12 protein-coding genes are annotated in these 13999 nt (G+C 72.3%); 9 read left to right on the forward strand and 3 right to left on the reverse strand.

What is annotated here, in order from left to right; all coding sequences use genetic code 11:
- Nucleotides 1-214: 214 nt before the first annotated feature.
- Nucleotides 215-1957: a glycerol-3-phosphate dehydrogenase/oxidase gene (locus tag ABIC52_RS15250; RefSeq protein WP_354027733.1), complete on the reverse strand. Its 1743-nt coding sequence runs from the start codon at nt 1955-1957 to the stop codon at nt 215-217.
- 229 nt (nt 1958-2186) lie between these two features.
- Here ABIC52_RS15250 and ABIC52_RS15255 point away from each other — a divergent pair, with 229 nt between their 5' ends.
- The 3 genes from ABIC52_RS15255 to ald all read left to right on the forward strand — a co-directional run bounded on the left by ABIC52_RS15255 (nt 2187) and on the right by ald (nt 5472).
- On the forward strand, nt 2187-3128 hold the full coding sequence (locus tag ABIC52_RS15255) for a sugar-binding transcriptional regulator (RefSeq protein ID WP_126890567.1): 942 nt from the start codon (nt 2187-2189) through the stop codon (nt 3126-3128).
- Between the two features lie 96 nt (nt 3129-3224).
- Complete coding sequence (locus tag ABIC52_RS15260) at nt 3225-4229, forward strand: helix-turn-helix transcriptional regulator (protein ID WP_209678776.1); 1005 nt, start codon at nt 3225-3227, stop codon at nt 4227-4229.
- 142 nt (nt 4230-4371) lie between these two features.
- On the forward strand, nt 4372-5472 hold the full coding sequence (gene ald / locus ABIC52_RS15265; RefSeq protein ID WP_126890563.1) for an alanine dehydrogenase: 1101 nt from the start codon (nt 4372-4374) through the stop codon (nt 5470-5472).
- A 221-nt stretch (nt 5473-5693) separates the two neighbouring features.
- Here ald and ABIC52_RS15270 read toward each other — a convergent pair whose 3' ends face one another.
- Nucleotides 5694-6539, reverse strand: coding sequence for a TspO-related membrane protein (locus ABIC52_RS15270; RefSeq protein ID WP_354027734.1), 846 nt, complete (start codon nt 6537-6539; stop codon nt 5694-5696).
- Nucleotides 6540-6639: 100 nt separating this feature from the next.
- Between ABIC52_RS15270 and ABIC52_RS15275 the strand changes: the two genes are divergently transcribed.
- From ABIC52_RS15275 to sufU, 6 genes are all read left to right on the forward strand, one after another.
- A complete protein-coding gene (locus tag ABIC52_RS15275) occupies nt 6640-7623 on the forward strand; it encodes a magnesium and cobalt transport protein CorA (protein ID WP_238638141.1) in 984 nt (327 codons plus the stop codon).
- Between the two features lie 144 nt (nt 7624-7767).
- Nucleotides 7768-9888: an alpha-galactosidase gene (locus tag ABIC52_RS15280; protein WP_126891321.1), complete on the forward strand. Its 2121-nt coding sequence runs from the start codon at nt 7768-7770 to the stop codon at nt 9886-9888.
- 122 nt (nt 9889-10010) lie between these two features.
- On the forward strand, nt 10011-11306 hold the full coding sequence (locus ABIC52_RS15285) for a chloride channel protein (protein ID WP_209824243.1): 1296 nt from the start codon (nt 10011-10013) through the stop codon (nt 11304-11306).
- Between the two features lie 84 nt (nt 11307-11390).
- Complete coding sequence (locus ABIC52_RS15290) at nt 11391-11603, forward strand: antitoxin (protein ID WP_209824242.1); 213 nt, start codon at nt 11391-11393, stop codon at nt 11601-11603.
- 109 nt (nt 11604-11712) lie between these two features.
- Nucleotides 11713-13008: a SufS family cysteine desulfurase gene (locus ABIC52_RS15295; protein ID WP_209824266.1), complete on the forward strand. Its 1296-nt coding sequence runs from the start codon at nt 11713-11715 to the stop codon at nt 13006-13008.
- Nucleotides 13005-13451, forward strand: a complete 447-nt coding sequence (gene sufU, locus ABIC52_RS15300) for a Fe-S cluster assembly sulfur transfer protein SufU (RefSeq protein ID WP_126891324.1) — start codon at nt 13005-13007, stop codon at nt 13449-13451. Before ABIC52_RS15295 ends, sufU begins: the two co-directional genes overlap by 4 nt.
- Before the next feature lie 10 nt (nt 13452-13461).
- On the opposite strand, the gene ABIC52_RS15305 is transcribed toward sufU, so the two are convergent.
- Entirely contained in the window at nt 13462-13950 is a 489-nt protein-coding gene (locus ABIC52_RS15305; RefSeq protein ID WP_209678763.1) for an SRPBCC family protein, read from the reverse strand.
- Between the last annotated feature and the right edge of the window lie 49 nt (nt 13951-13999).

Genomic DNA, 13999 nt, shown 5'->3' on the forward strand with positions numbered 1-13999 from the left:
GCCGGCGCCCCCCCCCTCGCCGCCCCCCGGGCGCCGGGGGGCCGGGGCGCGCAACCCCCCCCGCCACCCCCCCCCCCCCCCGCCGGGGGGGGGGGGGGGGGCCCCGCGGCCCCCGCGCCTCCCGTCCGTCTCGACCCGCGGAACGCAACGAAGGCGGCTCCCCGCAGTGGTGCATCACTGCGGGGAGCCGCCTTCGTTGCGTCTTGCGGAACCCCTACGCGGGCTGCGCCGTCGTGTGCAGCGGCACGATCACGCCGTGCGACTCGCGCAGGACGTCGAGGGTGCGCTGGACCTCGTCCGCGCGCTCCTCGGTGCTCCAGCCCAGGGTGTCCGCGAGCACGTCGGCCAGCTCGTCGAGCAGGTCGATCGTGACACCGCCGACGAAGGCGAGGTTCGTGCGACGGAGCACCACGTCGACCAGGTGGACCGCCTGCTCGTGCTGCGCGAAGTACGCGACCTCGGCACGGGTGAGCGAGGGGTCGGACTCGAGCGGCTCGACCGGGCCGTCGGTGAGGACGTCCACGACCTCGGCGGCACGGGTGCCGTAGCGCTCGAGCAGCCCCTCGACGACGGACTCGTCGAGGCCGTCGCGGTGGGACTTGATCCACAGGGCGCGCTGCGCGTCGGTCGTCGGGAAGTCCTTGCCGCCGCCGATCGCCATGCCGGTCGTGTCGACCTTCCGGGCGATGCCGAGCTTCGTGGTGACGTCGCTCGACAGGTGCGCGGCCAGGGCGCGGAACGTCGTCCACTTGCCGCCGACCAGGCTCAGCACCGTGGTGCCGGGCAGCCCGGCGATCGGGGTGTCGACGATCCGGTAGTCGCGGGAGACGAAGCCGGGGGCGGTGTCCTCGTGGCGGGGGAGCGGGCGGATGCCCGAGTAGCTGTAGACGATGTGGTCGCGGGTGACCTCGATCTGCGGGAAGACGTGCTTCACCAGCCCGAAGAAGTAGTCGATCTCCTCCTCGGTCGTGGTCACCGGCTTCGACGGGTCCGCGTCGATGTCCGTCGTCCCGATGAGCACCCGGCCCTTGAGCGGGTAGATGAGGACGATGCGGCCGTCGTTGTTCTCGAAGAACAGCTCGCGGCCCTTGGTCGCCTCGAGCAGCTCGTCGTTCTTGACGACGATGTGCGAGCCCTTCGTGCCGCCCATGAACTTCGTCTCGCCGCCGAACGCCTGGTTCGTCAGGTCGGTCCAGGGGCCGGAGGCGTTCACGACGACGTCAGCGGTGAACACGAAGTCCTCGCCGGTCTCGCGGTCGCGGAGCACGACGCCGCCGTCGCGGGTGCCGGCTGCCTCGACGTAGTTGACGGCACGGGCGGTCGCGGCGCTGCCGGTGCCCTGCGCCGCGGCGAGGCCGTCCTTCAGCACGTCGAGCGCGAGGCGCTCCGGCTCGTGCACGGAGGCGTCGTAGTAGGTGCCCGTGTACTTCAGGTCCTTGTTGAGCGCCGGCATGTCGGCGAGCGCCGCCTTCTTCGTCAGGAAGCGGTGCTTCGGCACCGATCCGCCGTCACGCGAGAAGGAGTCGTAGATCGTCATGCCGATCTTGATGAGCGCGGCGCCGCGCTCCTTGGTCGAACGCTGCTTGTGGGTGAGCATGCGCAGCGGGGCGTTCATGATGCCGGAGAAGGTCGAGAAGATCGGCATCGTCGTCTGCAGCGGCTTGACGTAGTGCGGGGCGATGCGGATCAGGCCGTTGCGCTCCTGCACACTCTCGCGCACCAGGCGGAACTCGCCGTTCTCCAGGTAGCGGATGCCGCCGTGGATCATGTGGCTCGACGCGGCCGAGGCGCCGCCGGCGTAGTCGCCGCGCTCGACGAGCACGACGTCGACGCCCTGCAGGGCGAGGTCGCGGAAGGTGGCGATGCCGTTGATGCCGCCACCGACGATGAGGACCTGTGCGTTCGGGCGCTCGGTGAGCGCGCTGACCGTCTTCCGGGGCTGCGTCTTCTTCGACATGGTGCGTCGCTTCCTTGGTCGGTTCCGTGGGACGCCTTCGATGGTGCTCCTGGGTGAGAGGGCGGGCAACTTGCGTGCACGAACGTGCAGCACACGTGTCGGTCGCGTCGTCGGGGCGGCTCCCGACGCCGCTGCGGGGGCGGGGGCGACGGCCGGGAGGCGCGACAGGGGTTGCAGAGGCCGTGCACGTCCGTGCATGCTCGGTTCCGTGACTGACGCAGCGCAGCCGATGCGAACGCAGCAGGCGCTGCGAGCCGCGCACCTGTACTACCTGCAGGACCTGACGATGGACGCCATCGCGGACGAGCTCGGGACCTCGCGGTCCTCGGTGTCCCGGTTGCTGAAGTACGCCAGGGACACCGGGCTGGTGGACATCCAGATCCGTTCGCCGCTCGACCAGGCGGCCGCGCTCAGCCGGAACATCCGCGCACGGTTCGGGGTGCACGCGCACGTCGTCCCGGTACCGGACCACACGAGCGACGTCGACCGGCTCGAGCGCGTCGCCCTGTCCGCCGCGCGCATCCTGACGCAGTACGTCGAGTCGAACATGGTGATCGGCATCTCGTGGGGATCGACCGTCAGCGCCGTGAGCCGCTACCTCGTGCCCAAGACGACGCACGGGTCCACGGTCGTGCAGATCAACGGCGCCGCGAACACCCGGACCACCGGCATCGTCTACGCGTCGGAGATCCTCCGTCGCTTCGGTGAGGCGTACGGCGCGTTCGTGCAGCAGTTCCCCGTCCCGGCGTTCTTCGACGACCCGGCGACGAAGGAGGCCCTGTTCCGCGAGCGGTCGATCCGTCGCGTGCTCGACCTGCACGAACGCATGGACCTCGTCGTGTTCGGCGTCGGAGCGCCGCAGGCGCCGGTGCCCTCGCACGTCTACTCGGGCGGGTACCTCGACCCCTCGGACCGTGACGAGCTGTCCGAGGCCGGCGTCGTCGGGGACGTCTCGACCGTGTTCTACCGCGCGGACGGGTCCTGGAAGGACATCGGGGTGAACGCCCGGGCCGGGGCGCCGGACCTCGACACGATCAAGCGGGCGCCGCGGCGGGTGTGCGTGGTGGCCGGGCGGTCGAAGGCCGCGTCACTGAAGGGCGCGCTCGCGGCCGGCCTGGTCACCGACCTCATCCTGGACGAGAGCGTCGGACAGGCGATCCTGCAGCCCTGACCGCAGTGCGTGCGTGCGGAGCCCGCGCGGTGCCTGCGCGGTGCCTGGGTCAGGTGCCGACCTTCTTTGTCGGTGGTCCCCAGTACGTTCTCGTGCATGGTGCCTTCCCACGAGAACCCCGGCCAGGTGGAGTCCGACGGCGCCGTCCTGTCGGCACCTGCGACCGCGACGGACGGCCGTTCCTTCCGACGCATCGCCGGCACCGACGTCGACGAAGCGCTGTCGTTCTTCACGGGCGACTACGACTTCCGCGCCCCTCGGGTCCGGCGGACCCGGCAGCGCCCGCAGTGGGACTTCGCGGGGGTGAGCGACGACCTGATGTCGCTGCGGACGTCACGGTTCATGGTCGACCTGCGCACCGAGAGCGTCGTCGACGACCAGGTCATCGTCGCGTGGCTGCGATCCGGCTCCAGCACCCTCACCTTCGGCGGTCGGAGCGTCGACTTCGAGGCCGGCGTGCCGGTGGTGCTGCCCGACGCCTACGAACTGCACCACCGCGACATCGGGTTGAACCTCGTGCAGCTCGACCGTGCCCACGTCCGAGCACTCGTGGGCGATGACGACCTCACGTTCGACGCGATGCACCGGCCGACCGCCGAGGGCATCAACGCGTGGCAGTCGGTCGTCCGTGCGCACTCGTCCACCTGGTTGCGCAGCGACCACGACCTCACTCCGGCGGCACGGCGCAGCATCGTCGACGCCTTCGCGACGGCGGCGGTCGAGGCCTTCCCGCACCGCGAGCGGTGGCAGTCGACGGTGACCGGCAACGGTCCGGAGCACGCCCGACTGCGGCTGGCGCTCGAGTACGTGCACGCCCACGCGCGGGACGCCATCGGGACCGCCGAGATCGCCGCGGCCGCGGGGCTCAGCCCGCGTGGACTCCAGCAGTCGCTCCGGCGACACCTCGACCAGACGCCGGGAGACCTGCTGCGCAGCGTGCGCCTCGACGGCGCACGGGGGGACCTGCTCCACGGTGACCGCGACGACACCAGCGTGGCGGACATCGCCCGGGCCTGGGGCTTCGGACACCTCGGACGGTTCTCGGCGACCTACCGCGCACGCTTCGGCGAACTGCCGAGCGAATCGCTCCGGACGCGCTGACCGAGCGGTCGCGGGAGCGGCGTGAGCCGAATCTCGCGCAATCGAACGGGCGTCCGTCGCGCAGATGTTCGGTCGGAATGCACGCGGAACGAACTCCGGCGCATCGTGGAGGTGTCCTGCACCACCCACGAAGGAGTCCGTGATGCTGATCGGCGTCCCCACCGAAGTCAAGAACAACGAGTACCGCGTCGCGGCCACACCGGCGGGTGTGGGTGAACTCGCCCTGCACGGACACCGCGTGCTCGTGCAGGCCGGCGCCGGAGCAGGATCGTCCTTCTCGGACGACGAGTACCGGGCTGCGGGGGCCACCGTCGTCGACACCGCCGCCGAGGTCTGGGAGCAGGCGGAGCTCGTCCTCAAGGTGAAGGAGCCGGTCGCCTCCGAGTACGGCTCGATCCGTCCGGGACAGGTGCTCTTCACCTACCTGCACCTGGCGGCCGACCGCCCGCTCACCGACGCGCTCGTCGCCTCCGGAGCGACCGCGATCGCCTACGAGACGGTGCAGCTGCCCGACCGGTCGCTGCCGCTGCTCTCCCCGATGTCGGAGATCGCCGGGCGGCTCTCCGTGCAGGTCGGTGCCGACCAGCTCATGCGCACGAAGGGCGGCCGCGGGCTGCTGCTCGGGGGCGTGCCGGGGACGCCGCGCGGTCGCGTCGTCGTCATCGGCGGCGGTGTGGCGGGGGAGCACGCCGCCACGATGGCGCTCGGGCTCGGCGCCGAGGTCACCGTGTTCGACATCAGCCTGCCGCGGCTGCGTGCGCTCGACGCCCGCTTCGACGGGCGGATCACGACGCTGCGGTCGTCCTCGCACGCGATCGCCGACACGCTGCGTGACGCGGACCTCGTCATCGGCTCGGTGCTCATCCCGGGTGCCTCGGCGCCGAAGCTCGTGACCGACGCCATGGTCGCGGACATGCGGCAGGGGTCGGTGCTCGTCGACATCGCGATCGACCAGGGCGGCTGCTTCGAGGGCTCGCGGCCGACGACCCACGACGACCCGACGTTCGCCGTGCACGACGCCGTCTACTACTGCGTCGCGAACATGCCCGGAGCGGTCCCGCGTACCAGCACGATCTCGCTGACGAACGCGACGCTGCCGTACGCCCTCGCGATCGCCGATCAGGGGTGGGAGCAGGCGACCTCGGCGGACCCGGCGCTCGCGAAGGGCGTGAACGTGCACGCCGGCCGGGTCGTGAACGAGGCCGTCGCCGCCGCGCACGGCCTGGCGGCCGCCGCGCGCTGACGCGCGCCGCCGCGCGCCCGCCCGCGCTGGACCGAGACTCGGCGTGGGCGACGGTTCTCGCGCCGGAGGCCGCGAGAACTGTCGGTGGGGCCGAGTCTCGCCGCGCGGCCTCGGGCGGCCCGCGCTGTGCCCCGGGACGGTTCCGCGAAGGCGACAGTCCTCCGCCGATGTTCGGCGGAGGACTGTCGCTTTCGCGGAAGTGACCGGCGGCGCTGGCGGGGCTACGCCGCGCGGGCGGCGGCGCCGCCGGCCGCGCCGCGGGCGCCGCGGGACCGCGCGGCCCAGCCGACCCGGGCGCGCACCACGAGGGTGACGACGACCGCTGCGGCGACGGCGACGACCGCCGTCACGGCCGTGGGCACGGACACGAGCGGACCGTCGAGCCTCCCGACCGCGACCCATGCGAGACCCCAGGACAGCGCTGCGGTCGGTGCGAGTCGTCCGCCGCCCCAGATCGCGAGCAGCACCCCGACGAGCCCGGCAACCGCGGCGACGACCACGCCCCAGGTGTCCTGACCGAGTCCGAAGCCCCGGAAGCCGGCGGCCGTCAGCACCGCAGCGGTGTTCGCCGCCGTCGCGACGCACACCCAGCCGAGGTAGAGCCCGAACGTGCCGTCGGTCACGATCGCCTCGACCGTGCCCGAGGGCCGGGTCCGCCGGAGCACCGCGAACGCCCAGATCAGGACGCCCAGCAGCGCGAGGATGATCGGCTCGCTCGCCCACAGGAACCCGAACTGCACGGACAGGATCCACGCGGCGTTGAGCAGCAGGGACAGCACCGCGGGGACGAACAGACGATCGTGACGCTCGTCGTCGGCGGTCCGGAAGAACTGCCGCACCGTGTAGGCGATGAGACCGACGTAGACGACGCTCCAGATGGAGAACGCCGGGCCGGCCGGTGCGATCGCGGTCGACGACGCCGAGAGCGCACCGCCCGCCGCCTCGGCGATGGGGGTCCCACCGGCTGCACCCGAGCCGACGAAGGCGCCGACCACTGCCACGACGGCGCTCACGGCGACCGCGATGCGCTTCCATATCTTCTTCATGTCCGCTCCGTTCGTCAGCATGCTGATGACCTGCACGGTAGGCCCGACGGGCACTGCCGGTCGCAGCGGGCGTCCAGGTGACCGGGGGACGAGTCGTCCAGCGGGTGCGTACGGTGGCCTCGTGACCGTCGAGCTCAACACCGTCTACGTCGACCGCATCGCCCCGATCGCCTGCCCGTCCCTCGACGACACCTTCCGGATGATCGGCGACCAGGGCGCGAGCGCGTGCATCGTGCTGCACCGCCCGGACGCCGAGGAGCTCGGGGACGTCGCGGTCGCCCTCGGCCTGCACGAGCTCGCGGTCGAGGACGCCGCCGAGGGACACCAGCGCCCGAAGCTCGAACGCTACGGCTCGACGCTCTTCACCGTGCTGAAGCCGGCGGTGTACCACGACGGTCCGGAAGAGGTCGAGTTCGGGGAGGTGCACGCCTTCGTCGGGCAGGACTTCTTCCTGGCGGTGGTCCCGGCGGACCCGCGCGGACCACAGGCCGTCCCGCACGCGCTCCGACGACTCAGCGGCAAGCCGGCCCTGGTCACCGCCGGTCCGCAGGCGCAGCTCTGGGCGCTGATGGACTCGATCGTCGACGGCTACGCGCCGGTGATCGACGGACTCGAGGAGGACATCAACCAGATCGAGGACCAGCTGTTCTCCGGCGTGGCCGGGGTGTCGCGGCGCATCTACGAGCTGTTCGGCGAGGTCGTCGACTTCCAGCGCGCCGCCCGACCGCTCATCGGCATCATCGAGAACCTGCACCGCGGCGCGGAGAAGTACCACCTGCCCGTGGAACTGCAGCGCCGGTTCCGCGACGTCCTCGACCACGTGATCCGCACGGTCGAGCGCCTCGACACCTTCCGTCAGCTGCTGCAGAACGCCCTGACGGTCGACTCGACCCTCGCGGCGCAGAAGCAGAACGACGACACCAAGCGCATCTCGGGCTGGGCGGCGATCCTGTTCGCGCCGACGCTCATCGCGGCGATCTACGGCATGAACTTCACGCACATGCCCGAGCTGTCGTGGACGTGGGGGTACCCGCTGTCGATCGTCGCGATGATCGCCTTCGCCGCGATCCTGTTCGTCGTCTTCAAGGTGAAACGCTGGTTCTGACGGCCCCGCGCCGCTGACGGGTGGGCCCGGCCGACGCCCCGGTTCCACCGACCCGCGCGCGTCGTGTTGCGCGGGACACGGCGCGACGGCCAGGCTCGTCGTGCCCCCGACGCGCAGGCGTCGACGACGCCGACCGGAGCAACGATGCCCACCACCACGAACGACCTCGTCCACCTGACCGCCGGTGGGGTGTCCGTCGTCCTGGACTGCCGCGACGGCGCACTGCCCGCGATCGTCCACTGGGGCGCCGCCCTCGGCACGCTGGCCCACGACGAGCTCGTCGCGCTCGCCGACGCCGACGTCGCCCCGGTCGCGAACAACGAGGCCGACGTGCCCGTCCGCCTCGCCCTGCTGCCGGAGCCCCACCGCGGCTGGACCGGCCGTCCCGGGCTCTCCGGTCACCGCGACGGCCGCGACTGGTCGCCGGCGTTCACGGTCACGGCGCTGCACGTCGACGACACGCGCCTGACGGCCGAGGCCGAGGACACGACCGCGGGGCTCGCCGTCCGGATCACCTTCGAGGTGCTCGTGTCCGGCCTGGTCCGCACCCGAGCCGCCGTGACGAACACCGCCGCCGGCACGTACACGGTCGACGACCTGACCGTCGCGCTCCCCGTGCCGTCCCGCGCCCGCGAGGTCCTCGACTTCGCCGGCCGCTGGGGCAAGGAACGCACCCCGCAGCGCCGCGAACTCGTCGTCGGCACGCACGAGCGTGACAGCCGCAAGGGTCGGACCGGCGCGGACGCCGCGACCGTCCTCAGCGTGGGGGAACCCGGCTTCGGCTTCGCGCACGGCGAGGTGTGGGGCGTGCACACGGCGTGGAGCGGGAACCACCGCCACTTCGCCGAGCGCCTGGCCACCGGGCGCCAGGTCGTCGGCGGCGGCGAGCTCCTGCTGCCCGGCGAGGTCCGGCTCGAGACCGGTGAGACGTACGAGGGCCCCTGGCTGTACGGCGCGTGGGGGGAGGGCCTCGACGACCAGGCGCGACGGTTCCACCGCTGGCTCCGCAGCCGCCCGCAGCACCCGACGAGCCCCCGGCCGGTCACGATCAACGTCTGGGAGGCGGTCTACTTCGACCACGACCTCGCCCGGCTCACCGACCTGGCCGAGCGCGCCGCCCGCCTCGGCGTCGAGCGGTACGTCCTCGACGACGGCTGGTTCCGCGGCCGCCGCGACGACCACGCGGGCCTCGGCGACTGGTACGTCGACGAGGACGTCTGGCCGGACGGCCTCGGTCCGATCGTCGACCGCGTCCGGGCGCTCGGCATGGAGTTCGGCCTCTGGTTCGAGCCCGAGATGGTGAACGAGGACAGCGACCTCGCCCGCGCGCACCCGGAGTGGATCATGCAGGCCGACGGGCGGCTGCCGGTGCGCTCCCGCGACCAGCAGGTGCTCAACCTCGCGATCCCCGAGGCGTACGCGTACGTGCTCGAGCGGATGACGGCGATCATCGGCGAGTACGGCGTCGACTACGTCAAGTGGGACCACAACCGCGACCTCGTCGAGGCCGGCTTCCCGGGCGGCGGGGCCGCCGTGCACGAGCAGACCCTGGCGACGTACCGGCTGATGGCGACGCTCAAGGAGCGCTTCCCGCAGCTCGAGATCGAGTCGTGCTCGTCCGGCGGCGCCCGCGTCGACCTCGCGGTGCTCGAGCACACCGACCGCGTCTGGGTGTCGGACGACATCGACCCCTCCGAGCGCCAGCAGATGCACCGGTGGACGCAGCAGCTCCTGCCGCCGGAGCTCCTCGGCGCCCACGTCGCGAGCGGCGTGAACCACACGACGGGACGCTTCCACGACGTGTCCTTCCGCGCCGGCACTGCCCTGATCGGGCACTTCGGCATCGAGTGGGACCTCGCGCAAGCCACCGAGGACGAGGAACGCACGCTGGCGTCGTGGATCGCACTGCACAAGGAGTGGCGCGCACTGCTGCACACGGGGCTGCTCGTCCGCGTCGACGAGGTCGACCCGACGCGCCTGGTGTACGGGGTCGTCGCCGAGGACCGCCGTGACGCCGTCTTCTTCGTCGCGAGCACCGGTCGGTCCGAGGTGTCCGGCGTCGGCCGCGTCGTCCTCCGCGACCTCGACCCGGACACGCGCTACCGCGTGGACCCCGTCCTGGTCGGCGACGACCACGACGTGCGCGCCCCCGAGTGGTGGTCCGGTGACCGCGTCTTCAGCGGTCGCGTGCTCGAGCAGGTCGGCCTGCAGCCGCCGCTCCTCCCGTCGGACCGGGTGGTCCCCTTCCGCGTGACGGCCGTCTGACCGCGACGGGACCAGCAGACGGACGGGAGGCCCGTGGCGGCCCCGCCACGGGGCCTCCCGTCCGTCCACAGGCGCGGTCGGCGGTCCGTGGGCCGGTCCCGATCGCCGCTAGGCTTCCGGTCATGCCGCAGACCGGAACCGCGACACGCACGACCACGCCGGTCTGGGCCCTCAAGCTCGCCGTCATCACCGCGCTCGTCGGCATCGCCGGCGGTGCGGCGGGCATCTCCGTGTGGCTCGCCCTGCAGGCGATCCAGTTCGTCGCCTTCGGGTACCCGTTCGGTGGGCACCTCGAGGCCGCGGACGCGCCCTCCGGGCTCAACCGCTTCCTCGCGCTCGCCGCGGCCGGTGTCCTGACGGGTGTGGCCTGGTGGGCGCTCCGGCGGTGGGCGAAGCCCGTCGTCTCGGTGACGGGAGCCGTCGACGGCAAGCGGATGCCCGCCGTCGCCACGGTCGCGAACGCCGCGGTGCAGATCCTCGCGGTCGGCCTGGGGGCGTCGATCGGGAAGGAGGTGGCGCCCCGCGAGATCGGCGCGTGGCTGTCGCAGCTCGTCACCGCGCGTGCCGGGCTGACCGGGCGCGAGACGCGGATCCTCGTCGCCTGCGGTGCCGCCGCGGGTCTGGCGGCGGTGTACGACGTGCCGCTCGGCGGTGCGCTCTTCGCGGTCGAGGTGCTGCTCGGCGAGCTGACGTTCGCCACGGCGTTGCCCGCCTTCGCGACGAGCGCGATCGCCGCGTTCACGGCGCGGCTCGTGATCCCCGACGAGGTGCTCTACCACGTGCCCGCGATGCACCTGTCACCGTCGCTGCTGGTGTGGGCGATCATCGTCGGGCCGCTGCTCGGGTTCGCCGGGGTCGGGTTCGTGAAGCTCACGAACCGGCTGCAGGGCATGGCGCCGAAGGGGTGGCACCTGCTCGTCGTGCTGCCCGTCGTGTTCGCCATGGTCGGGCTCATCGCGGTGCCGTTCCCGCAGATCCTCGGCAACGGCCGCGCCCTCGGGCTCGTCGCGATGAACGCGACCACTTCGTCACCGGAGATCGCGGGGCTCTCACCGATCGTGTTCCTGCTGCTCCTCGGCATCATCCGGACCATCACCACCTCGGCGACGATCGGGGCGGGTGCGGTCGGCGGCACGCTGACGCCGTCGATCGCCATCGGATCCGCGTTCGGGGGAGCCCTCGGTGGCCTCTGGGTGTTGCTCTGGCCGGCCGACGGGTCGAGCCTGGCGGCCTTCGCGTTCGTCGGTGCCGCGGCCTTCCTCGCGACCACGATGCGAGCACCGTTCACCGCGCTCGTGCTCGTCGTCGAGTTCACGCAGGAGGGCACCGACATCCTCATCCCGTCGCTCCTGGCGGTCACGGGCTCGGTCGCGGTCTCCTACGTGCTCGCCCGGCGACGCAGCGCGCAGATGGTCTGACGCGCCCCGGACACCCGTCCAGCGCGCGCCTACCATCGGCGGCAGGTCGGGGCGACGGGCCCCGCGCGAGGTGAGGAGCCGTCCATGGCAGGGTTCGACGACATCACGAAGAAGGCGCAGGAGTTCCTGAAGGACGGCAAGGTCCAGGACGCCCTGAAGAGCGAGAAGGCCGAGGGCGTCAGCGACAAGGTCCTCGGTGGTGTCGCCGACGCGGTGAAGAAGGCCACCGGCGGCAAGTACGACGACAAGATCGACAACGCCCGCGACGCGGCCGACAAGCGGATCGGCAACGAGTAGCGGCTGGTCCGCCCGGGCTCGGTCCGCCGGCCCGACGGGCTGCGTCGGTTTGTCCGCTGCAGGCGATTGGACGCGCGGGGCGGGACGGACCACGATTGACCGCGTGACCGTGCTCGCCCCGAACCAGCCGCTGACCGACTCCGAGGTCGCCGCGATCAAGCGGGACTTCCCGATCCTCCAGCAGGAGGTGAACGGGCACCCGCTCGCGTACCTCGACTCCGGCGCGACGGCCGAGCGGCCGCGCCGGGTGCTCGACGCCGAGCGGCGGTTCCTCGAGCACGACAACGCAGCCGTGCACCGCGGCGCGCACACGCTCGCGGCGCTGAGCACCGACGCCTACGAGGACGCCCGCGCCACGGTCGCCGGGTTCGTCGGCGCGGCCTCGCCGTCCGAGGTCGTCTGGACGGCGAACGCCACCGACGCGCTGAACCTCGTCGCGTACGGCATCGCCAACGCCAGCCGGGGGCGCGGGGGAGCGGCGGCCGAGCGCTTCCGCATCGGTCCCGGTGACGAGGTCCTGGTGACCGAGGCCGAGCACCACGCGAACCTCGTGCCGTGGCAGGAGCTCGCCGCGCTCACCGGTGCGACGCTCCGCTGGGTGCCGGTCGCCGACGACGGCACCTGGACCGCCGAGGACGCCGTCGCGCGCATCACCGAGCACACGAAGGTGGTCGCGTTCGCGCACGTCTCGAACGTCACCGGCATGGTCGCGCCCGTCGCCGCCGTGGTCGCAGCCGCCCGCGCGCACGGCGCCCTCGTCGTCCTCGACGCGTGCCAGTCCGCGCCGCACCGACCCCTCGACGTGCAGCAGCTCGGCGTCGACTTCGCCGCGTTCTCCGGGCACAAGATGCTCGGGCCGAACGGCATCGGCGTCCTGTGGGGTCGGGGCGAGCTCCTCGACGCCCTGCCGCCGTTCCGCACCGGTGGGTCGATGATCACCACCGTGACGATGGAGGCGTCGGAGTACATGCCGGCGCCCGAGCGCTTCGAGGCCGGCACGCAGCCGGTGTCCCAGGCGGTCGCACTCGCCGAGGCGGTCCGCTACCTGCAGGGCATCGGCATGGAACGCGTCCGCGCCCACGAGGAGCACCTCGCGCAGCGCATGCTCGACGGTCTGGCGGCGGTGCCGGGCATCCGGGTCGTCGGCCCGCCCGCCGGGGTGCCGCGCTCCGGACTCGTGTCCTTCGACGTCGACGGGGTGCACGCCCACGACGTCTCGCAGTACCTCGACGCGCAGGGCATCGCCGTCCGGTCCGGGCACCACTGCGCGCAGCCGCTGCACCGTCGGCTCGGGCTGGCCGCCACGAGCCGCGCGAGCACCTACGTGTACACGACCGAGCAGGACGTCGACCGCTTCCTGACCGCCGTGGGCGAGGTCCGCGGGTACTTCGGAGCGGCCTCGTGAACGGCCTCGACTCGCTCTACCAGCAGGTCATCCTCGACCACGCGAAGGCCCGGCACGGGGACCTCGTGCTCGACGACGCCGATGCGTCCCACTTCGAGCGGAACCCGACCTGCGGCGACGAGATCACCGTCAGCGTCCGCCTCGAGCCCGGCACGGACCGCATCGCTGCGATCGGCTGGCAGGGCGACGGGTGCTCGATCTCGATGGCGTCCGCGTCGGTGCTCACCGACATGGCCGTCGGCCGGACCGTCCCGGAGCTGCTCGAGCTCACGTCGGCGTTCCGGGACATGATGCGCTCGCGCGGCGCGGGGGAGCCGGACGAGGACGTCCTCGAGGACCTCGTGGCGTTCCACGGCGTCTCGAAGTTCGTCATGCGCGTGAAGTGCGGGATGCTCGCGTGGGTCGCCGCCGAGGCAGCAGCACGCGAGGCCACTGCGGTCTGAGCGGTCGCGGTCAGGCCGGCGGCGCAGCACCGACATGGGCGAGCACGACCGGATCGGTGCACCCGCGCGCGAAGCCCGCGATGCGCCGGTCGATGTCGCGCTGCAGGACGAGCACGCCGATGCGCTCGGCCAACGGCGCGAGCCAGGCGGGTCGGCACGTGAAGTTGTAGCGCCAGACGGCGAGCGTCCTGCCGGCGTCGCCCTCCACGGGTGTGAAGCGCCATCCGCCGCCCATCTTCTCGAAGAACCACGAGCCCTTCGTCATCTTCATGCCGACGTTCGACGGCGGGTTGTACGAGACGTACTCGCTCTCCATCCGCAGGCCCGTCCGCTGCACCGTGAAGGTCCGGACGCCCTTCGCCGGCGCGTCGGCGCCGATGAGGTGCTGCCGGCGGATGAAGGGGTCCCAGCGCTTCCGGACCGGTCCCTGCACCTGCGACACGGCGAAGGCGACCTCGACGGGGACCGGGACGACGCAGCGGGACTCGACGACGGGCACGTCGCCATGCTGCCACGCGAGGTCACCTCACGAACCTGCCGTCGGCCTC

It is taken from the genome of Curtobacterium oceanosedimentum, from assembly GCF_040545555.1.
Classification (GTDB): domain Bacteria; phylum Actinomycetota; class Actinomycetes; order Actinomycetales; family Microbacteriaceae; genus Curtobacterium.